At 42.8% G+C, this 22834-nt stretch carries 20 protein-coding genes and 2 pseudogenes; 12 read left to right on the top strand and 10 right to left on the bottom strand.

Translation table 11 applies throughout. The features are described 5' to 3' along the window. Positions 1-70: 70 nt before the first annotated feature. A pseudogene (locus AC6I8Y_RS26255) lies at positions 71-550 on the top strand (IS110 family RNA-guided transposase); the annotation flags it as partial. Further along, positions 549-1049 (top strand): annotated as a pseudogene (locus AC6I8Y_RS26250) (Tn3 family transposase); the annotation flags it as partial. The pseudogenes AC6I8Y_RS26255 and AC6I8Y_RS26250, both read left to right, overlap by 2 nt. 21 nt (positions 1050-1070) lie before the next feature. On the opposite strand, the gene AC6I8Y_RS26245 reads toward AC6I8Y_RS26250, so the two are convergent. Together AC6I8Y_RS26245 and AC6I8Y_RS26240 are read right to left on the bottom strand one after the other, a co-directional pair. Beyond that, positions 1071-1694: a hypothetical protein gene (locus AC6I8Y_RS26245; RefSeq protein ID WP_498023363.1), complete on the bottom strand. Its 624-nt coding sequence runs from the start codon at positions 1692-1694 to the stop codon at positions 1071-1073. A 106-nt stretch (positions 1695-1800) separates the two neighbouring features. After that, complete coding sequence (locus AC6I8Y_RS26240) at positions 1801-3633, bottom strand: UvrD-helicase domain-containing protein (RefSeq protein ID WP_498023362.1); 1833 nt, start codon at positions 3631-3633, stop codon at positions 1801-1803. Positions 3634-3809: 176 nt separating this feature from the next. On the opposite strand from AC6I8Y_RS26240, the gene AC6I8Y_RS26235 reads away from it, so the two are divergent. After that, on the top strand, positions 3810-6209 hold the full coding sequence (locus AC6I8Y_RS26235) for an Ig-like domain-containing protein (RefSeq protein WP_498023361.1): 2400 nt from the start codon (positions 3810-3812) through the stop codon (positions 6207-6209). A 346-nt stretch (positions 6210-6555) separates the two neighbouring features. Here the strand turns inward: AC6I8Y_RS26235 and AC6I8Y_RS26230 are convergent, their stop codons facing one another. Further along, a complete protein-coding gene (locus tag AC6I8Y_RS26230; protein ID WP_498023360.1) occupies positions 6556-7137 on the bottom strand; it encodes a hypothetical protein in 582 nt (193 codons plus the stop codon). A gap of 330 nt (positions 7138-7467) precedes the next feature. Here AC6I8Y_RS26230 and AC6I8Y_RS26225 point away from each other — a divergent pair, with 330 nt between their 5' ends. Further along, positions 7468-7932 carry a hypothetical protein gene (locus AC6I8Y_RS26225; protein WP_498023359.1) on the top strand — a complete coding sequence of 155 codons (465 nt, stop codon included), beginning with the start codon at positions 7468-7470 and terminating at the stop codon, positions 7930-7932. Positions 7933-8016: 84 nt separating this feature from the next. Beyond that, on the top strand, positions 8017-8523 hold the full coding sequence (locus AC6I8Y_RS26220) for a helix-turn-helix domain-containing protein (protein ID WP_498023358.1): 507 nt from the start codon (positions 8017-8019) through the stop codon (positions 8521-8523). Positions 8524-9045: 522 nt separating this feature from the next. Here the strand turns inward: AC6I8Y_RS26220 and AC6I8Y_RS26215 are convergent. After that, the gene (locus tag AC6I8Y_RS26215) at positions 9046-9519 is read right to left on the bottom strand and encodes a hypothetical protein (protein WP_498023357.1); all 474 of its coding nucleotides are present in this window, start codon (positions 9517-9519) and stop codon (positions 9046-9048) included. Between the two features lie 847 nt (positions 9520-10366). Here AC6I8Y_RS26215 and AC6I8Y_RS26210 point away from each other — a divergent pair. From AC6I8Y_RS26210 to AC6I8Y_RS26195, 4 genes are all read left to right on the top strand, one after another. Further along, positions 10367-10945 carry a hypothetical protein gene (locus AC6I8Y_RS26210; RefSeq protein ID WP_498023356.1) on the top strand — a complete coding sequence of 193 codons (579 nt, stop codon included), beginning with the start codon at positions 10367-10369 and terminating at the stop codon, positions 10943-10945. A gap of 61 nt (positions 10946-11006) precedes the next feature. Further along, on the top strand, positions 11007-11765 hold the full coding sequence (locus AC6I8Y_RS26205) for a DUF2971 domain-containing protein (protein WP_498023355.1): 759 nt from the start codon (positions 11007-11009) through the stop codon (positions 11763-11765). 244 nt (positions 11766-12009) lie between these two features. Beyond that, a complete protein-coding gene (locus AC6I8Y_RS26200) occupies positions 12010-12345 on the top strand; it encodes a hypothetical protein (protein ID WP_498023354.1) in 336 nt (111 codons plus the stop codon). A 420-nt stretch (positions 12346-12765) separates the two neighbouring features. Continuing rightward, complete coding sequence (locus AC6I8Y_RS26195; protein WP_498023353.1) at positions 12766-13704, top strand: hypothetical protein; 939 nt, start codon at positions 12766-12768, stop codon at positions 13702-13704. A 21-nt stretch (positions 13705-13725) separates the two neighbouring features. On the opposite strand, the gene traN is transcribed toward AC6I8Y_RS26195, so the two are convergent. Both traN and AC6I8Y_RS26185 read right to left on the bottom strand, forming a co-directional pair. Next, positions 13726-16752, bottom strand: coding sequence for a conjugal transfer protein TraN (traN, locus tag AC6I8Y_RS26190; protein WP_498023352.1), 3027 nt, complete (start codon positions 16750-16752; stop codon positions 13726-13728). Between the two features lie 119 nt (positions 16753-16871). Then, positions 16872-17420 (bottom strand): hypothetical protein, encoded by a 549-nt coding sequence (locus tag AC6I8Y_RS26185; RefSeq protein ID WP_498023351.1) that lies wholly within the window; start codon positions 17418-17420, stop codon positions 16872-16874. 469 nt (positions 17421-17889) lie between these two features. Here AC6I8Y_RS26185 and AC6I8Y_RS26180 point away from each other — a divergent pair, with 469 nt between their 5' ends. The 3 genes from AC6I8Y_RS26180 to AC6I8Y_RS26170 are packed head-to-tail and all read left to right on the top strand — an operon-like array spanning position 17890 to position 18958. Then, a complete protein-coding gene (locus AC6I8Y_RS26180; protein ID WP_498023350.1) occupies positions 17890-18294 on the top strand; it encodes a hypothetical protein in 405 nt (134 codons plus the stop codon). A 48-nt stretch (positions 18295-18342) separates the two neighbouring features. Further along, a complete protein-coding gene (locus AC6I8Y_RS26175) occupies positions 18343-18675 on the top strand; it encodes a hypothetical protein (protein WP_498023349.1) in 333 nt (110 codons plus the stop codon). Next, positions 18665-18958 (top strand): hypothetical protein, encoded by a 294-nt coding sequence (locus tag AC6I8Y_RS26170; RefSeq protein ID WP_498023348.1) that lies wholly within the window; start codon positions 18665-18667, stop codon positions 18956-18958. The genes AC6I8Y_RS26175 and AC6I8Y_RS26170 overlap by 11 nt, the downstream gene beginning before the upstream one ends. A gap of 180 nt (positions 18959-19138) precedes the next feature. Here AC6I8Y_RS26170 and AC6I8Y_RS26165 read toward each other — a convergent pair whose 3' ends face one another. Genes AC6I8Y_RS26165 through AC6I8Y_RS26150 form a run of 4 tightly spaced genes read right to left on the bottom strand, consistent with a single transcriptional unit; the run spans position 19139 to position 22697 of the window. Continuing rightward, positions 19139-20248, bottom strand: coding sequence for a DegT/DnrJ/EryC1/StrS family aminotransferase (locus AC6I8Y_RS26165; RefSeq protein ID WP_498023377.1), 1110 nt, complete (start codon positions 20246-20248; stop codon positions 19139-19141). Next, entirely contained in the window at positions 20241-20702 is a 462-nt protein-coding gene (locus AC6I8Y_RS26160) for an NUDIX domain-containing protein (RefSeq protein WP_498023347.1), read from the bottom strand. The genes AC6I8Y_RS26165 and AC6I8Y_RS26160 overlap by 8 nt, the downstream gene beginning before the upstream one ends. Further along, positions 20703-21563 carry a DMT family transporter gene (locus AC6I8Y_RS26155; protein WP_498023346.1) on the bottom strand — a complete coding sequence of 287 codons (861 nt, stop codon included), beginning with the start codon at positions 21561-21563 and terminating at the stop codon, positions 20703-20705. Between the two features lie 3 nt (positions 21564-21566). After that, positions 21567-22697 (bottom strand): hypothetical protein, encoded by a 1131-nt coding sequence (locus tag AC6I8Y_RS26150; RefSeq protein ID WP_498023345.1) that lies wholly within the window; start codon positions 22695-22697, stop codon positions 21567-21569. Positions 22698-22834 lie beyond the last annotated feature (137 nt).

Below are 22834 nucleotides of genomic sequence, written 5' to 3'. Positions count from 1 at the left end.
GTTAATTAGATGGTACGCCCCACACCTACACTAAACTCAGCTATGTCGCTGAACTTCGGGAGGTGCCATCATGTCGGCTATTAAAACTATCGGTATTGATCTAGGTAAATCTACTTTCCATGTCGTTGGTCATGACTACACTGGCCAACAACGTTATAGACACAAATTCTCTAGATCAAAGTTACTCCAATTTATCTCGGTTCATGAGCCAGTATTAATAGCAATGGAAGCTTGTTGTGGGGCGCACTGGCTTGCTAGAAAATGCCAAGATTATGGGCATCAAGTTAAACTGATCCCTCCACAATATGTTAAGCCCTATGTTAAGAGTCAGAAAAACGACTTCATTGATGCTGATGCGATTGCTGAAGCTGCAACTCGACCTAGGATGAGGTTTGTCTCACCTAAAACTGAGCAAGCGCAGCTAGGAGTAGTAATCCGAAGAATCAGAACAGGCTATATTCGAGAGCGCACCGCAATCATGAACCGTATAGGCTCAATCCTCACTGAATTTGGGTTCAGCTTTCCACGCGGACACGCAAATATGAAACGTGGTGAAAAAGCTGGCTAATACCAAACGAAGTACTCGTACGCTGCAAGCCCTGCGAGAATACGATCGGTTCATCAAGTGTATTTACGTACTTGAGTATGTCGATAATCAAACACTCCGGCAGTTTGTACAGCAGGCTTTAAATAGAGGTGAGGCCTATCACCAACTCCGGCGTGCCATCGCGTCGGTAAACGGTAATCAGTTTCGTGGTGGTCATGACTACCAAATCGAGCAATGGAATGACTGCGCTCGCCTCATAGCCAACTGTATAATCTATTACAACTCGGCTTTACTATCAGGGCTAGTTGAACGCTTTAAAGAAAAAGGTAACCAAACGGTGGTCGATCTACTGGCTAACCTGTCTCCCGTAGCTTGGAGTCACATTCAGTTGGCGGGTAACTATACCTTTGCCGATGAGCAAGATGCTCTTAACCTTGAAGCCTTGCTGGAAGATGTCAATCCTTTATCAGAAGGGACTTTAGGTGATGATGAAGATGTTTGATAGGTGAGCAATCAACAATTATCACTGAATAAACAAAGGTTTATTAAGGATCGTGGAACTTTTCGTAGAAATGGGCGCAATACCCCTTAACGATTGTGGGTCTGCAGGTTCACCAGTAGGTTCATTAGTATCTCGAGCCTCACGAGCGAGTTTGATTGCGCTCATTCTCCTGTCCCACATTTGGGTGTATCGATCCGAATCGAAGGTGCCCACATTTTTATAGTGAATCAGGAGATTTCCTTCCTTATTTTCTATCCGCTCAATTTCTGCTGTGCGCCCAGATTGCCAGCCCAAGTACTCTTCAATTGTGTGGCTTGGATAGAGCGTCTTACCTCCGTAGAGACGAGTCCAGTTGAAGTCGGGTCCTAGGCACCGTAGTGATGTTTCCACGGGTAGAAATTTGATCGAATCATTATTAGGATGTTTGCAAACCAAGTGTCGATTGTTCTTTTGGTCATAGCGCCAATGTTCTCGACTAAAGGTTGCCAATAAGTACGGCTGGCCAATTGGTGTACGTGTTTCTTTATCTTGTTCAGCGAGTGTTGCGTAGGTCGCGAGTGCCGCTCCACTGCGTGCGTTATACGCACTAGCATGAAACGACAATGTGATTAGTGCAGCTGTACCAATAGTGAGTAGAAAGTTCATAGCGTCATTTCCTTATGCGATGAACTTTAGTTAAACACAAGCAAGTTTGTGTTCTTGACGATTAAGCAGACAAATCGAGGCTTGTTAATTTTCCATAGATGTTAGGTTAGGTTTGCTTTTCCAATTCCATCTCCTTCAAATCGATAAATGAACAATTGACGTGCTGATACAGATCAACGATATAACGCGATGCTTTGTTGGCCATGGTGTAAAGCGTCAAGGATTGTTCGGCGCGGGTCATTCCAACATAAAAGAGCCTAGCCTCTTCATCGTGCTCATCGTCAAGCAATGGCGTATCGTGGGATTCGAGGAAAGGTATGTGCCCTTCCACACAGTGCAGAATGCTCACGTGTTGAAACTCTAAGCCTTTTGAACCGTGTAAAGTACTAAGTACCAATTTGCCTTTAAAGTCGGTGTCGGCGCTACGCTTTTTCTTCTGTAGCTGACTATAGAAGTGATTGATGATTGGTTGCAGTGATAGGTTCTTGGATGCCATCCGCGTGAGCATGTCGGTAAATCGCAATAGGCTCTCAAGATCACCGGCGTTCTTGATTGATAACATTTCAACAATGCCCCTTTGGAAATGGGCTATGTCCGAGGCGTTTTCGAACTTTGGGAAACCGTCAATTGTAACCGTATGAAGAAAGTCTATCAGTTCATCCGAGATTCCATGACTACGCTTGTATTGCGGTTCATGACACCGAATCACAAACTGTCCTATGACTTCGGTGAAGTCGTGTTCTCGCATATCCTTGCGCACTTCATCAAGTGCACTCTCTGATACCTCGAAGTAAGCAAGCGATTCGATAAGGTGTGAATATGACTTTTGACTGAATGTATAAAGCATTCTCAAGTAGAATCGGATGTAGAAGAGATCTAAAAATCGTTTACCACCGAGTTTTACGTAATTCGTCACGCCATATTCTTGAAGTGTCATTTCAAACTCGGTCAGCGTGCGATTGGTACGAGCCAAAATTGCTTGGCCCTCTGGCTTGTGGTTTTCAGATGTGTTTTTGGCCACTTGGGTTATAAGTTTATCCAATGACGCGTTTTGGTATTCAACTAGAGTTACTTCCCCTTTCCTGTCGAGTGCGGATATCAGCTGTTTGTCGTATCTCTTGAAACAGTGATTAATGACGCAATTCGCAGCGTCTAATATCTCTTGAGGGCAACGGTAGCAGGTTATGAGAGGAAGTACTTTGCCATCAATGTCTTTCACAAAGTTCTCTAAATTCAAGATTCCATTTGCATTTCTAAATCGATAGACGCTCTGATCATCATCCCCGATAGCGAAAATCGTACAGCCTTGTAGAAAGTGAGTCATGACAAACTCGTATTGTAAAGTATCCGTATCCTGGAACTCGTCTATAACCAAATGGCTTGTGCCGTAAAGTGCTTTTAGAGAGGGGTAATGCCCTTGCTGCATGCCTTCTACGACATCTCGCATTACTACAGAGAGTTCGATAACTTTGTCCTGTTCAAGGTATTGACGATACTTTTCGTACAAAGCCATGGTATGTTCGTCAAAGCGTCTGTGGACTGAGCTGCAACCTAGCTGTTCCAATGCCTCTTCAGCTTCTTCTAAATCAACCCAACCAACAGAGCGCATAGCGCGTTCAACATACACTCTACGGTCGTTGTCCATTATGAGCCTGCGATGTGGATTCATATGGCGCCATATTCGCCAGGCAGCAGAATGGAATGTGCAGATAACAATTCTCTTTTGCTCGGGTATGTTCAGCTTTTTTTTAACTCTCTTTAGCATGTTTTGAGCGGCGGCATCGGTGAAGGTGATCATGCACACCGCATCATACAGTGACTCTGTGACTATGCGTTTGGCATACTCGATAGAAAGGTGCGTCTTACCAGAACCCGGAATGGCGACAATCAGTGTGTGACTGGTTTGCTGAACGGCACAGCTTTGTTCCGCATTGAGCATTGTGCTCTCCTCGCAATGGATCTTATTGGTAGGTTAACCTCACTTATGTATCAAAAGTGCCGATTAAGCAGCCAAAAAGGTCTGCCATAAGTCACCCTTTGAAAAGTTTGCACTCTCTACCCCTATTCTTTGGGCAGGTTTAGGACATAAATAGATTGCTGTTGGAAAAGGGAGTGATGATGCATAAGATTCTGTTTACAACAATCGTTGTTCTATTCATATCGTTTGGAGCTCGTGCGGATGTTGTCGAGTTTAGCTTCGTCGATACGAATAACGATCAACGACATACTTCAGCGCAGGGTTACATTAACCCTTCATCAGATGTTAGCGTTCTTCTGTCGGCAGGTTTAGATAGACGGGTCAGACTCACGGTACGTCAGCAGAATGGCGGAATTGTCTATCAACGTACTTCAGAGTTTATCACCGTCGATGACAGGATCTCTGACTCAGCTAGTAACGTCTATTACGGCGTAGTCTTTGATGTGCAGAAACGGTTCTTGATAGATGGTGACTACAATTTTACTCAGGACATTTTGGACTTTGAATCTAATGTGACCGGCAGTGTTTCTTATGATGTAGTTGTGGATACCAGTTCACCTTCAGCCAGCGCGCTTCTCAACAATGCTGGAGGCTACAATATGGTGACGACAGGTCCAGTATGGTCACTTGGGTATGGCGGTAGTGGCTATGCTCTGCTTATCGTAGAAGACATTGCCGACGAGAGTGGGATCGAAAGCGTTTCAGTGAACAATTATCGTCAAGATGGCAGCCTTCATGTTACTGCGCCTATGCAATATGACGCGGCCAACAACGTTGCATCAAGAACGTTTGAGACCGGTGTCTTTCCTCGTTCAAATCTGGACGAAGACTTCATGCTGGAAGTTGTCATCTTGGATAAAGCAGGCAATCGTTACGTCAGTGATCGTCAAGTAGCTCGTATGGATAACGATAGAGGAACCGTCGAGCTTTGGGGTTTTTACAACCCTTCTGCTTCTGGCTCGATTGGACCAGGTCTCGATGGTTTTGAGCGGTATCAAAGCGGTATGGTTGTCCATACGAACCCTGTCGTCGGTGCTTATCGCGTCAAAAAAAGCAATTGGCGCTCTTATAACTATGGTGGACTCGTTTTCACAAATGGACTTGGAGAGAACCGGGTCGCTGGCGAGGACGATGAGTATGTCTATATTGTGTTTAGCGCTCCGTATGGCAACACTAATGGCAACTATATACGGTTTGTAAATCAACATGAATGGTCAGGGCATGGTATTGGCTATAACGTTACGCTGTCTGATGCTGCGCCCAAAACGCCTTATCTAGTTAACGTCCATTACAATTTCAGCGATGTCGGGTGGCGCGATTTCTACCGCTATTATGTGGATGTGTCCTCCCTACCCGTTAGCGTGTCTGGTGTTCGTGGTTACGTTGAAGAGAGAAGTTACACGCAACGTTTCGTTCACTTTGGCAAGGAATGTTTTATCCCTCCAGGCGAGACCTTTTGTGAGTTTGATATCGACTACACGATGCAAGATGGTACGCTAGGTTATTTGCATGGTAACGCTACTGTCTATGATCCTTCGAATGCTTTGCGTTCAAACCCGCGTTGGGGCGAGACGCATTGGAATGGCCAGTATTACCCTCAAATCACTAGCGTGTTTGATGAAGAAGGCAAGACTATGACCGCCTACATAAAACAGTTAGGACGGGGACATTTCTTCGACCGACTGAGATTAAATGGTGCTTGGCTCATTGATCAAAATACAGGTGAAACGCTCAACGTTTCAGGCGGAAAGATAGCAGAAGATCGAACCGATTATACTTATCGCTGGGATCTAACGTCGCTTCCTGAGGGGCAGTTTACGATTGCTGTAAAGGCAAGAGAAAACCATGGGGCTACGACTGTCGGGGATAGCTTTGAGTATAACAATGATAAGTCTCCTCCCGTCATCAGCTTTGAACTCAAAGATGGCGAAGTCTACGAGCCTGGGATGTTAGTGAAAGGTCTTGAACGTATCAGGTTAAGGATTGACGACAATAGCGCTTATCAGTTTACCAAACTAAATCTTAGTGGTGGTCCTAGTAACGATAACGTCGAACTGGCGTTCAACGATCAAGGCGAGAATGTTTATGGGCTTGAGTATCCGAGAACATTCCCGACAAATGTCGGAGAGGACTATAAGCTCACTGTTACTGTGACAGACGCATTTGGCCAGGTACAGACACAAGTCTATCAGTTTGCCTACGAACCAGATAACTTCTTCAAGCTCGATGCGATCACATCCGTACCTCACAACCGACCGCTAGCCGACATTTACAACAAGCCGCATTCATTAATTACTTCCAACACGCTTCGAGCCGATAATGGTCAACTCGCCAGTGGCGAGCAGCGACTGTTCATCACTGTGCGTGCAGATGCTGATTACTCTCTGAACTTTAACGGTGTTGTGGTCCGTCCTGGAGAGACCAAAGAGATGTATGTGTCGCTTGACGACAATGGTCAGCTAAACCTGCCGGTGAGTGCTCTTGAGGACGTGCATGGTCAGGCCAACTACATGATTGAAATTACCGGGATACGCTAACAATAAAGGAGTGGTCGTTCACTCCTTTACTTTTTGTTCTTAGAACATGGTAAGTTTGAGCAAGATTTACGTGTTAGAAATGGTGTATTAGCTAATGCTCATAGCCAGTGCCAACCCAAAGTAGATTAGATACATCATTGCAATCCTACTTGGCCGCGTGCTTTTCTCAAACGTACGTCCTATGACGCATATAGCCAATGGCGCTGCAAGGTCCATGACTATATTGCGTTCTTCAATATTTAACACGAAAAAATACAAGCATCCGATAAATGTTAAAAGAGTCGCTCTTAGAGTTAAACTCCGTACATTAATAACGACAAAGGCTGCTTGATACGCAACCATCAAACTAGTGGCAACCACGACACATCCCGTTAATAGAAATACCAACTGAACCAGCAGCAACAGCGCCGAATGTTCCTACTCCCATTATGGGCGTTAGCACACCTGCAACCGCTCCTGAAAAAGCACCTATAGCTATTGATCTGAACCCAGCATTAGGATTACCACCTACGACGCCCATACCTCCTAAAATAGCGCCGGCTATGGCTGGCTTTACAAACACAGCTAGCGGTGCAGCCATTGGCTGAACATCTCCAGCAACGTTTTCACGATCACGAGCAACAATGATCCCTTGTGGCTCTACAGTTAAAACGATGTCTTTAGAGTCATAGATTGCAAACTTTCCAGAGTTATACACATACTCACCGTTGTAGATGTAATAGACATCGAGATTAACGGATACTGTTTCAATTTGCTGTCTCGAAAGGTTGACCAAGGTTATGAGTCTATTTCCCGTTTCTAGGCAGTACCCTTTTGCCTCAGTTAAGTGATATGCCTTACCTTCTTCTAAAAAAGTACAGTCACTTGGGAAGGCGTTAGCAACGCCCGAAAAAAAGATGCTAGCGAGTAGAACAAATCGATTATACATTGTTTTTACAGTTCATTGAATGATAATAATTATCAATCAATGATATGAAAGACGACCGTTAAGTGCAACGTGTTGCAATCGTTTACTTTTAATTATTGGTTAGGTATCTGATTCATATGTGAAGTTGCTCACGAATATATGTCTTTTATTCGCGCTATCGAGTTCGATGTTAGAAACACTTGTAGATTTCGCTGTTGTCACGAAGTTTTTGCATGTAAGCAGATACTTTTTAGTGTTCTGCAATGATAGATCCAGAACTCTTTACTGGTCCTTTTCACTAGGATTTGGTAATGTAAAACTCAGCCCAATTTAACTATATGGGCTTTTTTTATGGACTTATTTCAATCCTTTATCACTGCGATGCAATTGGAGCTTCGTACATCAAACCCTTATCAAGGGAAGCATGAGCTTTTGCATCACATCGTTACAGTAATGGCGCTTGTTCGTTACGCAGAGCAACACAGCTTGAACGCGGAGATCCTTTATGAATCTCAAACTAGCAACCGTATACTCGCTTCAATCGACTGTGATGGTCATGTGTACTACGCCGATGAATTTGGCTATTACTCCCAACCTCCGATTTCCACAGTTAATAAGAGAGAGTTGTTTCTTCAAAATGCTATCGCATTCAATAACTGGGAAGAATCTATAGCGACAAGCGTTGAACTGATGTGTAAATATAGAGGACTTACAACTGATGAAGTGGACTTTTTATATCACGATGCGGTTATGACTCAATTGAGCATCATCTATAGTGACCCTGTTCAAATACCTGGCAATGCGACAATCCACTAGTTGAACAGCATCTCTATACTTAACGTCGAGCTTAATCGTTAGACTTTTTTCAATGAGCACTTATTGGTCGCTTAGATATAGTTTATGAACCTGATTAATAAAACAAGCCAGATAATTCTCATTCGATATGCACTAGGCTACAACCAATCTCAAATGGCGAGTGTGATTGGTGTATCCAAAGAAACGGTACAAGCGTGGGAAAGAGAAACTGGGGTCCTTGAGAAAAGAGTCGGTCTTGCTTACCGTTATGTAACGTTAACCATTCCAGAGAGTGAGCAAATTGAGTTATTACTGCGCAATATCGATAGCGATAGGTATGTCTTGTTTTTGCGCTCTTTAAACGAGCGAGGTTCCTTACCTCGCACTTCTGTCTATCAATGCAGATGTGAAGAGCCAAACCTCACCTATTCTCACAAGAAACTTCAAAGCTATTCTCTTCTTGTCGCATACTGCACTCATTGCAATCGTAAGCAATCATTGAAACACATGGGAAGTTATAGACGTTTTCGATTAATGCATGGCACACTCGATCTTTATGATAAACATAGCTACGATTTCGAAAGTTGGCGGGCAAACAATGGCAAACTCTGATTTTGATTTACTCGATCCATCACGATGTAACGATTTAATCACCTTGAGAGTTGTTTTAGGATATTCGCAATCGCAATTGGCCTCTCTACTCGGCTTAAAGAGTTACGATGTAATAAGCGGTGCTGAAAATGGAGACTTTACGCTCAGTATAGTGACGAGAAAAGCGCTGCTTGCTTTACTGTATCTCGAATGCCGAAAATATCCAGGCCTGGTTGAAACGATCAGTAAGATCAACACTGACGATTACGTCAACTTTCTAAAAAAGAAAGTCTGTACTGTGTATTTACCGAAATTTTCGTACCCGCAGTGTTGTAAATGTGGCTCTTTAACCGCGGAAGTTGTTAAAAATAAGGGTGCAGCGAAGCCATATGAAGTACGTTGTAATGAATGCGGATATGTCGAGTCAGACGTTGCGAGTAAAAGTGCTCACCGCGTGTATACTTTTCGCCAACCAAAAGGGGCGAACGTATACAAGAGATCTTTGTACGGAGCATTGTAGTCTCGCATTCCTCTAAACAAGCACTACATACTCCGGTATAGCTCGTAAAACTCAATACCCTGACTACTCAATGGATGGTCCTCAACAACCAGCGCATAGTCGGCCCCCATCTTTTTTACTGATGTGACAAATACAGCGTATGGGTAATCACCATAACTTGGGTCTACATATTGCCAACGATAGCCGGTGAGTCTTGATGGCGGTAATTCGTTTCGCTTCGATATCACATTGACTACCTCAACTTTTCGTTCTGTCTCAGCAGACTTGCATTTCATCTGGTATGAGTGGTGCGGGAAATTAGTTTGTATTTCTACCCTTACCGTTTCCTCGCTTAGCGGGCAATTAGGGCTGTTAGCGAGCACGTAACTAGAGTAGTCGCGCAGATCGAACACAAAGTAGTTCGCTTCTTGCTTCGGTTTACTTTGTTGTCTATTTACACAACCGGTAAGAAGTAATGCCAGAAAGACACCGGTGATAACACGCTGATGTAAAGTCATAATGCCTCCATGTTTTCGACTTGTTCACTCTAAAGCACCTTGATTAAAACATAGGCAACATTCCTCAAGCAGTGTTTTTGAGGTATTCAGCGATATTTTCGCTCAGTAACTCTTTTGTCGACGCGTCGAACACCTTCATATCTTGTTTTCTTGTCAGAGTGGGATAGCGTTTATGACTTTGCCGAATAACCCCTTCAAGAAATCTTTACTGTACTGATGCACGTTTTTTCTCTGAGTGACCATTTGTGCCCTCTGGATGAGTGAGGTGTTCTGAAAGCTTGTTGTAGCTATGGGTTCTAACTCTTCCATAAACATATTTGCGAGCTCGCATAAGGGGATCTCTACGGTAACAGAGGTGTACCCACCACCTGCAGACGGTACTCTAAATGGTATAACAATGCCTCCTACAGTTTTACGATCTACAGATATAGACTCCACGGACATTCGCGCTTGTTTCAACACAATAGGGTGATCATTTTGTGACGACCCACTGCGTCTTATGTTTATTCTCTTCATCGTTAAGCTCCTTGTTTTTCTGCATAGTATCTAAGAGGCCGAGCCTTGGTAAAACGTGCCACGTGTCCACGTTTTTCATAGAGATGAAATCGTAAATAAATGCGATCCATATCGCTTTATGAACTGAAAAGTTGGCTTTGTTATCGAGGTATTTGGTTTTTCTTGTTCTTGTTTATCTTATTGGCGACCCTTCTATTTAGTTATAGTGCTCTAGAATGACGATTATCGCATTGATTAGTAATGACGCCTTTCGTCATTTGTTGAATCTCTGCACGTTCAGTCCTATCTTGATATACTCCTTTCATATTAGATCTTTAAAACACTGAATAATATGGACTACAGTCAACAACTTCGCGCGGCTACAACACACATCCTGCTGTCTTATTATGGTCAAATGCCCGGCAAACATGTTCCACTAAAAACTCAGAACCAAACGCTGCGGAAACTCATTAAGCCATACTTAACCAATGCTGATTACCGCGCTGTTCGAAATGAGCTTAAAAATATCGACGTCCTCGCTAAACGAGGGAAGACCGCTCTAATCGCACTTGAAGAGTTGAGCCGCACACCGCAGCACACCGCTAGCAATGATGTTGAGGTATTTGGGTACCTGATAAAAGAGTTGGAAGCGGTACTGTGTATCAGTATTACGCCAGTTACCTCGTTCGATGATCGATCAATCACCGGAACCAAAGCTTATCTACTGGAAAGTGATATCCATGAAGCGTTCAGTGACGATAATCACCATATAAAAGCAGTCAACATACACCTTCTACTCAACAAAACGCGTCGTGAAGAGCTTGCAAGTGTCATTGGCTCCTACAGCCTAAATAATACTTCGTACCACTACGAGATAATTTCTGAAGAGAATGTGGGCCACGATGTCGTTTCAGTTATGAAGAACGCCTAAAACTTGTCCACAATTTTTGAGGATAAGTCTGGCTTTTAGCGCACTTTCAGTAGGATAAAGAATGACAGAGAAAATTGACGGTTTGGTAGACGAAGTACTATATAAGTATCGCGATATGTCTCGGTATACGCTGGAGATATTCATTAACAAGCAGATCTTTTTACCCATATCGTCAATGTTCAATGATCCCTTTGATGCACAAATCCGCCCGCAAGATTACATCAGAGAATTAAGGATAAACGATCCAAACATCGACCCAGATGCGTTCAAGGCACAAGACGACTTTGTAACAGAAAGGCTTAAGCACATGGGCATCTACAGCCTATCGCGAAACCACGACAACATACTTATGTGGTCACATTATGCCGATTCACACCGTGGACTGTGCATCGGTTTTGCCCCCAATCTGACTCACCATTTGTCGAACTATGATTATCCTATTTACCTTCGCGATGTGCTCTATGAAGAAAAGCATCCATACATTGAAACCTTAGAACGAAAGCTCTCAAAATCGTATTACAATTCAGATGATGCATTTAGCAACCTCATCGAATGCAATTTAGACCTGTTGTTTGCCGGGCTTACTAAAAAGCATCAATGCTGGAGCTATGAGCGAGAGGTACGTTTAATGGCGGAACATAATGGATTGCAGGATATTAAACCAAGCGCTATTCGAGAGATTATTTTTGGTCTTTGTATGTCTGAGGGCGATAAGAACACGATCAGGTCACTGATGTCTACCAATGAATGGTCGCACGTAAAGTTGAAACAAGCTGTGAAAGGTCAAGCCTTATTAAGCATTGATATCGTAGACGCGTGACCTAGTTTTGACGTACTAAGCTAGGCATCCCGCTTCTAAACTGAAAGTTTAGTCTGTAGAGAAATACTAGTTTTAAAGTATCGATTTTCTGAAAATCTAACGTAATTGGTTGCATCTGCAAGTAGTCACATGGTTTAGTAGAAAGGCATATAGTTGCTTATTGGTGCAGCGGAAGCGCCTTAAAGCACACTGCAATAGTAGTACTAATTAAACATTCAACGTAGACCACTGGAGGGCTACTTACATGTTCAAATATCTAAAACTACTTGCTCTATCAACCGTCATTGCTAGCACAAGCGCACTTGCTTCGAGCTATGTTCAACCCATTAATGGTGAACCATTGGTCATTCCTCTATGGGATAAAAACAGCTATCCTCATGGTGTCCCAACTGTTTATCAATACAACATCGACGAGAATCCAGATTGGTGTGGCACGCCTTACCCAGGCAAGTTCCCAACACTGAAAGACATGAACAAATTTGTTCAAAATGACACAACGCTGTCAGTAAACCATTTATCTAAACATATGAACGTCAAGCAGTTGTACGCAAGCCCGCAGTTAACATCGTTCGTTATGTAAGTAGCTCAGTTTGTAGTGGGTCTTCATCGACCCGCTACCATACATTCTTTTAGACCCTCATCCGAACTGCCCATCATTTCTTTCCCTTACTTCTAGAGCAGGTCTGTGAAACGGCCAAATTAATTCATGCAGGCCAGGCGGACTTCCTCCTACACCCAGTGTTTTATCATCGCATTTCGGTCGCTTAATTGGTTTTTGAAAAATGGTGATTGCCATACTGAGGATAACCTTCGATGTGATATCGCCAACTATTGTTGGCTTTGACCATCATCAGTTATGCCGCTGCCAACGGCTTCTACTTTTGTAGCTTTCACTCTTAACCGAGACAACCCCCTTTGAAAATCGACTACATTTTATGCAACTGTACCCTATACTGCTGCATGAATATCGTCACTTTCAAGGACGAATGAGGATACGATTATGCGTTATTTAATTTCTATTGTGTGTGGTGCGTTCTTATCTGCTTGTGCAAACACAAACTATGTCATCGAACAAGATGATTCACTCCCTTTACAAGTAGTAAAGTCAATTAAAGCCGGTAGCTGCTTTGAAGACCGCGAGGTTCCAGAGAGTACGCTCAATGATGTAAGTGCACTTGGATATGCTGGAAGTGTTGGATTAGGCGTTTTAGCTTCAAGTGGTGGTCTGTTACTGGGTCTTAACAACGCCATGGTAGCCGACAATAAGTGTGGTTTGCAGTATGGTGGTAACGTAGCTTTCTTGGATGCGACCAAATGGAGAGATGCATCTAACAAAGAGATTCAAACTTATCTCCTCAACCTAAGCTTTGATAACAACCCAATTTCACAAGAACAATTAGAGAAAATTGCTTCTGACTGTAATTGTGAGGTTGAGTTTGAGCCTACGGTTTATAGTACTGATAGCTTTTTGATTAAAGGCTATAAGGTGCACAAACCTGATGTCTTACGTACTTTACACACCGAAGACATGCCGTTTTCGATGGTTGGTGTTTCAATAAGTACATCTAGCGCCAAATTCAAACGCTATAACCAAGTTGCTTCAAGTACCTTTGGCAATGAGTTGAACCAAGAGCTAGATGGTTCTGATGTGATGCCTATTCGCTACAAGGTTTTAGTCCTAAATGGTTTTGAAAAGTCGAACCTATTAGATGATCAACTACCTCCAAATCACTTTAATATTTTCCCTGCTTACGCGGCGAAATTTGAGGACGACGGAAAGATTAAGCGTATTGGATTAAACATTTCAGCTGTGCGAGATGCTGACCAAAATGTGTATTTCTTCGTGAAACCGCATAATGGTGTAACACCTCACGTAACTGCGTCAAATGACGAGTTTAGAAAACAGCTCACGCCAAAAGGCTTAACTTACCCACTTTAAGCTCCCTAGGGAGCTTTTTTTTTATTCAACAAGCCTTAAAGGTGAGCCACATACTTCAGGTCTAGGTACTACTGAGCAGTCTAGGTTCTCTTCATACTGCAAGTGATCTCGACGGTCGTTTATGTTCTGTTGAATATTCTGCTCCCGAAATCTTTCTTCATTTAGCGAAACTGGGTCAAGTGCATTGTCGTTATTAGGCATCCAAGGTTTACTAGACAGATTATCTAGTGTTAAGTCATCATGCTCTACCGCCAGTCCGGAAGCCATTATCATTGCTTCCCACTCACTAAAATCTATCTGATCCCAATCAAGCTCGGCAATTTGACGCAGAGTCATGCCTTTACATTGCCCGTTCATTGGGTCGAGTGTCATACCTAATTGTGGGGCAGCTTGTTCCATGATGATTCGCCCAAGTGGTGACGGATAGCAACAGTAGTATTCGCGCTCAACTAGGCATCCAAAGAAGGTGTCAATGTGACAGCTTTCACCTCCGTATATACATTTACCTTCATCAATCGTCATTCCCATGCTCATTTCTTCGTCTGAACAAGCCGAAATCATTTGTATAGCAAGCTTGACCACCTGATACGCTGCGTATATACCAGCAATTGCAGAAAAGGCACCACTGATTGCAGGGTTCAATTGGAGAATCGTTTCTCCTGCCGCCTTATCGCCGATATTCTCGAATAACAGTCCTCCTAGTCCTTCTGCTCCACCAAGCGATTCAAATGCAAAAGACATCATCTCCTGCTTTATTTGACTTACTGCTTCTCCCATTAACGTTTCACCAGCTTCGCTAGCGACAGATTCTACGTCGAATACTTCACGCGCAATATAGTCATACCCTTGGCTGAAGCTATCCGTCACGTACGATACCCCATCACTGATTGGTGTTGGTATTTGTTCACCCCAGGCACCAATAACTCCCTGATCCGTTAAACCCGCCATCGCTTGCTCTAACGAATATACGTTGTAGGTCATTTTAAGATAGTCGAGCACATTCGTTTGGCCTGCTGACAATGTACAACAGTTGTAACCAAGTCCAGTTTTCTCTACACCACAGTAACGAGCTTGACCCTCAAACACGCGGCATGATTCTACATCGTCGGGATTCTCACAAGTCAGATTCTGCTTAATATCCTCAAGCATTTTAAATGTGGCCATCGCTTCACCAAAGTCGGCGTTGTTCTCGAGCTCATGAAAACTACATTCGCCACCCACGCATAGCATCTCTCCACTACAAATGTCTTCCTCTAATGTGTAGGCATAGTCTCTAGACGTGTAGGTATTACATTCATAGGTCGACTCCTGAATGTAGACCCTACCAGTGACAGGGTCACTAAATGAAGGTTCACTGTCGACAAGCTCACAATCAGGGTTATCACGATAAGGTGCACACTGATCGGGTGCGTTTTGATTTAGAGATGTGAAATCGCTACAAACCGGATCTGAATCATCTGGGTAATTTGGATACTGGCAAACTTGCATCCCAGGCAGCGGGTTACATTGATAATCTTTGGCGTTGATTTTGGTGCACTGCTTAGAATCCGTGGTAACACCTGAGCTAATTGGAGGAAAGCTAGAGACATGTGGGTAGTATGTGTCTGGTGGTGTTGAAGCGTCGGTACACTCCCACTCGCTAAACGTACAAACTTGACCTACTTGGCCATTACCGAATGTCTGATCTGCATTGCATTGAGGATTGATATAAGGATTACTTCCCGGACTGCCGAGAATATCGCACGTAGAACGCGGCTGCACATAGCCAAGTTGTGTTGCGCACCCAGGTGGCGTCTGCTCGATGAACTCTTTAGGTGAGGCTCTGTTCTTTGTTTTAATTTCTATAATTGAGTACGAGAAACCCCAGTCTGCTGCTGCTACCCTATTTCGGAAATTCACAAGCCCATGACCGGTAGCCCGTGCTTGCTCGAATCGCTCTGTTACGTCTCCACCATTAGGAAATCCACCATGAGTACCACCGTCACCAATTTTCCAAATTGTACTTCGTTCACAGGTACCATATGGTGTCATTCCCGGAGCGCCATATATTTCCGACGAAGGTGAGTAGGGAGGTTTAGGGTTGTAGTTAGTATATGGAAAGCCATTCTCGTCTTGCCAAAAGCCCGAGACATTCGCATGTTGATAGATGATATCGTTGTTCAGATAGATTTGAATGTGGTCGTCAAACAAGGCGTATTTCATTCTGACCTGTTCGATCTCTAAGTCTTCTCTGATTTTTATTTGAACACTGTAATTGTACTCAGCGCATTGCCCCCATATTTGAGCGGACGGGTTACCAACGATCAGTTGAAAGGTATGATCATCAACATAAGACAAGGTACCTGTACCATTCGTCTTGATAACTGGGTAGTCAACATAACGCTCAATTTCGCAGTAGTTTAGATTGGTAGTATCAGGCTCCTGACACTCATATTTTGTTTTACCTAAGTATTCTTTATTAACTGAAAAAGTATTGCTCTGTGTTGTGCAGTCGCTAAACCAATCATTCTCTCCTTCCAATGATTCAGCAAGATCATTGAACAAGGTTTCCGTGTCAGTCATGATAGTGTCATCAGAGTCTAAGAAGACTCTGTTACCACGAGCGTCGTTCAGCGTGTTCCAAGCTGCTACATCATAATCTGTTTCAGAGCCTACAGAGTTTCTATCAATCCGTTGTCGAAGTGTTTGTTTATCCCGCTCTAATTCCGCTTCATTCTGATAAGCATCTGCAGCCTGAAAGTGACTATTATCTCTCGCTTGCTCATAACCCTCACCCAACAGTTCCCCTTCACCAAATTGAGTCGTGACTATTTCACCGTGCTCATTTCGCCCGTAGATGTTCACCTTGCCACTTGCATCCATAGTGGGCAAAGCAAAACCCTGGGTTACTTGGCTATTTAGTTGCTCTGCGCCCTGAAAAGGAGTTTGTTCGGCGGCAAAACTGTATGGGGTATACGAAGCCACCAGCAGCGCGCTGTACCAGCTTAGATTGCCTAACTGAAAAATGAACGTGAATAGACTGAAATACGTTAAAGTGCGACGCCACATAATCAAGCTCCCTATTTAAGTAATGGGAGTCTATGACATTGACTCTTCGCTTAAGGGGATTAAGCGGTCAGATTGGAATACCTAGTGGATTAGTATGAAAAACACAGCGTAGCGCTATCTTAGAGTGTTTTAGCCAAACCATTGACCAGTTTTTCTGTTAAATGAGCTGACCCAAGCAACGCTTCGACACGCCGTCTGAGCGCAGGGTCTTTAATGCTTAAAGTATCTAGCTCATTGACGTTGAACTGCTCATGAGTTCTTCGTGATTGAGCGGTTTTTGCAAGCATCATCACCAAAAAACGATCTGTGCTGGTGGCTATACCCGCGACAGTACTATCGACGAGCACCTGATCTTTTCTCGACCTAATCTCCTCCCTACTTAAGCGAATTTCTTGCTTTGAATCTTTGAGCGGCTTTGAAGCTTTGACCGGAATAGTCGTCTCAATATTCATCGCTTCCTCTAGCTTCTTGATCTCAGAAGCTGTGCCAAAAAATGGCAGTATAATCGCTAGATCTCTATCAGACAGAGAGGCTTGGGAAATTGGGTGCCGATGCAGCATTTGAGTAGTTGGGTTCACCAGACTCCAATGTTTTTTAACGAATGCAACGAGCGCCAGTACCGCATCGCGCTTTTGTGGCATTGATCGAAGCTGCTCAAGATCTTTCATCTGCATTTCCTTTTTCGGCGTAGCTCAGCACAAACCCATAAATCTGCAACCAGTACCTATTTCTAAAAAACCGATAGCGGTTAGAAAGGTAACAGAGACAGCAGTCCAAAATATTTGTTTCATTCAAAGGCTCCAAGTCATTGTGTTTTTTCAAACCTTACAACGAACGGGAGCTGAATTGCCAATTAGCCGTACCATTGGTTGCAGTACTGCAACGATAGGATATCGACACCGAATAATTTACCAAACACTTCGCTACCTTTAGAGTAAAAGCACGATTGAAAGTGCCTACCCAATGGTTTATCAATTCTCATTTTATCACCACAAAACTAATATTAATAAATTCAACCGCAGCACAACTCATGCGCTCTATTTGTAGATTGATTTACTGCTATATTTTTACACTAAAAGATAAATAAACTTCTTTAAGCAAAGCTTCTAACGTAAACAAAATCATTTAGGTTAATGCATGTTCTTTAGTAAGAGACAAGAAGTCGATTGGGCATCAAAACCAATACACAGTTCGGTTGTTCAGGCTTTGTCTTCAGTCGACACGCCTCCTTATCGGATCAAAGCAAAAGTGGAGCGCTGTGGTTTTGCTTCGGGGGCGAACTACGGGGGGTTAATGATAACTATTGAGAATGACGGCCACTATGTATCATGCTATCCGACAGGCGGAGCTCAACCCTGGCTTGCCCTCACGGCAACAGGCGATACCGTCTATATGTTAGTTGATCATGAATATGAGTTGCGAAAACCCATTTCAAACAGATTCATGGCCATTGACTTCATAAATCAAACCCTAGAATCACGTTTTGGTCTTCTTAATTATAAGCGTCTAACCAATGAGTCACGTAAGTGGTCGATGGTGTAAACCTTCGATTAACAGACCACAAATCAAGATGTAAGGGAGACTACTGAAATGGATTCAAAGAAATCATTGCCGGTTGAACTCAAAATAGACACGTTTGTAGAAGCAGTGGATCGGCAAAAAGCAAGACATTTAAAAACAGCAGCATTTCGCGAATGGTTGCGCAAGCTAAATCGCAATGACCAGTTGCCTCGCGGTCGTTTTTTTAGGGACAAACAACCCGGTCCTCCGCGTATCCTAATAGATGAAGCTCACACCTTCTATAGTTCACAACTCAATAGAATCACTTTACTAGGTAGTTTTTCTAGCTTTCAACCTAGTTGCGCTACGAGGGTAACACCAAGACGTTTATTGTTCAGGGGAGGAGGGAAAGGTGACGAATAAACCAAATTGCAAATCATCAATAGCGGAAATTGAACGTCAAATCACGGCCGCCCAACCTGTAGCCGTGCGAATTTTCTTAAGTTGGCGAGCGCCATTATTCTCATTCATTCTTGGCTTAGTATTTCTTACTGTTAGCCAATTCAATCAACTTAGCCAAATTAACACACTTCCATTACTCGTAGGAAACGCTATGGGTATAGCAGGTGTGCTGCTCATATCCTACGGACTGATCGGGCTTGGTAATTATGATTGGAGCTGGGGTCAGGGAAAGGCCAAGCAATAGAATACACCTAACACGACAGCATCACTTATTTAACCTCATCACTACCAAGTAGCGATCTCTTCCTAGTTGATAGATGTGGATTTACGCTAATCTACAGGGCTTAACTACCATCCGACTTAGGCGTAAATTCGTACACACTATTTTATAGTGTGTACGCTTTATATCTCTAACACTCACAAATCAAAGCTTAAGAATACTTTTAATAACTCTACTTCCCTCTTCTATATCCCGCAAATTGATATTCTCATTTACAGGCAACACCAATAGCTTTTGAATAAGGGACTCTGCATGACCTAGCGACCTATCTCCAGGGTGAAATTCAGAAAAAACAGGATAGTGTGTAATTGGTTTCAATTCATATCGATATGGGTCGGTAACTAAGCCTCTTGATGCAAGCTCTTTCGCGACCCACACCCCATCGGTATGGTCATTGAAAAGCATCGTACACGCATAAGGTGCACTTGTTCCGTCATTAACCATAGGGATACATGACAAATTAGGTAAATCAGACAGACACTCTTTCCAAGCAGCGCATAAATTCTGGCGATGTGAAATGTAGTTGCCAATCCCACCTAGCGTAATTTTACCAGCAATAGCTTGAAAGCCTGATAGCTTGTAATTGACACCAGGCAGATTACCATAGGCTTTTCCGTCATAACCCACACGAATAAATACACGTAGTCGAGCTGCAATATCAGCATCGTTAGTTGCAATGAAACCACCTTCCCCAGTTGAAAGCAGTTTGTATTCATGAGTACTGAAACAACCTAGTTTACCTTTAAGTCCCTCCCCCCCACCTGAAGTTGACGCACCAAAAGATTGTGCCGCATCCTCCAAAATCGGAACACCATACTGTTCTGATAATACCAACATCGCTTCTGATGTTCCTGGATTTCCCCACATTCCACAGGCAATAACCGCTGTTAAGCCTTTTAACATTTCACGTTCAAGCTGATCTGGAAGCATACAAAATGAATCGCCATCAGAATCGATAACGACTGGTATCGCACCAAGTTGAATAAGTGGTAACACGGTCATCACAGCACAGATTGCAGGAACTGCGACTCGAGACCCTTTTTTTACTCCTAAAGCAACCAACCCACTATGGATAGCTGCAGTACCAGATGAAACTGCGATAACGTGATTAACTTGAAGGTATTCTTCTAGCGCTTTCTCATAATCACGAACCACGGTAGCTGTGCCCGAGTAATCACGATATGCAAGTAAACCACTTTTGTACGCCTCCACAGTGTTCTCTGTGATAACTTTTGGGCTAACGGACTTAATCATTTTCACTATTGCCCCAACCCCACTCAAGATAAGGCGATACTGCATCTCCAGATAGAGAAAAAAGTATAGGCGCAATATAGTCAACCACATCTAGTTCGCAATTTGATAAAGAGACAAATTCGAGTTCGCTGCACTTATGAGGTTCATTATTGACTGGATTACCCTGCCAATCTGTTGCTTTCATGAATACATCAATTACTCGGCGATCCGTCGTTCTTCGATGCATCACAGAAAGAAACTCCCAATTCTTTTGCGGTATATCGAGACCAGTCTCTTCTTTTAACTCGCGACTAGCCGCCAAAGTCAAAGATTCGCCTTCGTCAACATGACCTGCTGGAAACGACCATTTTCCGTCAGCATAACCTGTATTTGCACGCCTAAGCATAAGTACACCGTCACCATTGCATACGATGCAGTAGATGGCTAGATAAGGACGCTCTCGTTCAATATTCATTTAGCTAATTCTCCTTTTTGAGTAAGAGGGCGGTGTGATAGCCACTGCAATCATTGAAATAATAATGAGCACTTCACCAAACACCTTAACCTGTCCACCTGTATAGCCAAAATGAGGCAGCGAAATAAGAGTTACGACCAAGGGTGAGAGTGCACGTAGCGCAGTGGCGACATGAAAATCAATGTCCTTTTCTGATTTAATATATGCAAACATTGAATAGTAAATAAAAACTGCACTTAAAAGACTGTACAATAGATTTTCGAACTGAAAACCATAAGAAAACAACTCACCATCATAAGGTTCGAAAAAATAAACAGCCACAAGCAGTAACATAAAGCCGTTAATACCTAAAGGCGCGCAAGGATGAACATCAATAGGCTTTCTCTTTAAAACTGCATAATTAAGTGCAAAGCATAAAGAAGAGAACAATGTCAATATCACTGCTCGTACAGTCACGTTACCTGTAGATTCAGGTAGAGATGAAAGCACCACACCAACAATACACGCTAACAACACAAACAATTTCGTCATCGTCAGTTTCTCACGAAACCATAGTACTGAAATGACAATTCCAAACACAATGTAGCTACGCGCTATAAAAGAGTGTGTTCCAGGTGTAAGCTCCTCAAGTCCACTATAAAAACACCATGTCCCGACTGTATTAAAGATAGCAGCGGTTATTCCATTGTAAGAAAAAAGATAACGAGTCATTTCGTTAAACCGAGAATGAATCAATGAAAGGAAGATGAAAGTCATTGAATAGCATAAAAGAAAAACACCACCATTATTAAAGCTTAAGCTAAGTTTGGCGAGTAATACGGAAAATGCATTCAGAAAAATAGAAATAAGTTGATAGAACATAGGTTACCAAAGATAGCTTTTTATAATGTCAGAAATTTTGCTGATAATGATGCTTTTCTTGTGCAAAGATAGAGGGGTTCGCCCTCGCGCTAGATCATGAGGAACTTCTAGAAACCAGTCAGTGGAGCTCCTAAGGTAGTCAGTAGCATAGTGGATTGGAGAGTACTTAACTTCAGAAGCGGTCCGAACGTTAAAACGGTGAATTTCGCGAGCAATAAAGGCCAATTCGTTGTCAATTGACTCTACACCTCCCTTTTCTAACGTTTGACGCTGCAGAAACGTCTCCTCCATTATCGTGGGAACCGACGCATGTATACCGTCTAATCCGTTGTTATTAAACTGTGCAATGCTATTTTCTAAGTTAATGGTTTGACCAAGCTTTGTAAGACTGCTGTACATCTGGTACTTCGATGGCGTGAAAATTTTCTCATAGATATCGGAAGGGGAAGTAAGCGTACCCAACTTTCCGAAATAGATGATTTCTGACGGGGAAAAATTTTCGCATATAAAACGGACGACGCTACCTGATAGGCGCCCCCAAAAGCTATATTTGCAACCAAGAAATACGACATTCCCTTTTGCTTTCCAGATAGAATAGAACTCATTTTCTTCAAATGATAGAATTTGGTTCTTCATATTATCGACCAATAAGTCACAGCATCCGATAATAACTTTACTACCAGGAGAAATTTCAAGGTCGTTGAGTCCAGTTGCGACTGGGTAGTTGCGATCCATTAATTTTTCATAGTTAATGGTTATAAGTTCTTGTGGATTTGAAACTCGACCTTTCAAGTAATGAAGAACCAATGATGAAAAATGACGGATATAATCATAACCCGAAGGGATGCGAAGTATAACGACTTCCTTTTTATCAACGTCAACTGACGTATGCCAAGAAGGCCTGTAACAATTAACAACCCTACTAGTTTGACGATATTCAAATCTAATCTGGTTAGACAAATGGCTACTTCGTCTAACACCTTCGACTACTATAGGAATACGATTAACAGCAACATGCTCCAATAAATCAATTGGGAGCTTTTGTTCAACATAGTCATCCAAACTATGAGACATAGTATGTTCAAGTGGATAAGAGATTGGTATTTTATTAATAGAGATCTTGTTGGCCTGCATAGAATAGAATCATCAGATAAATGAAAACATGCATCAAGATTACTATTCCAATATGTCAGAATAGTGTCAAATAAACAGAATGCATAATGGTTAAAATCTTTTTGAATGCATTATCGTTCATTTTTACCGTATAAAAA

It is taken from the genome of Vibrio sp. KUL78 (assembly GCF_059725505.1).
This window is presented reverse-complemented; position numbering and strand designations above follow the sequence as displayed.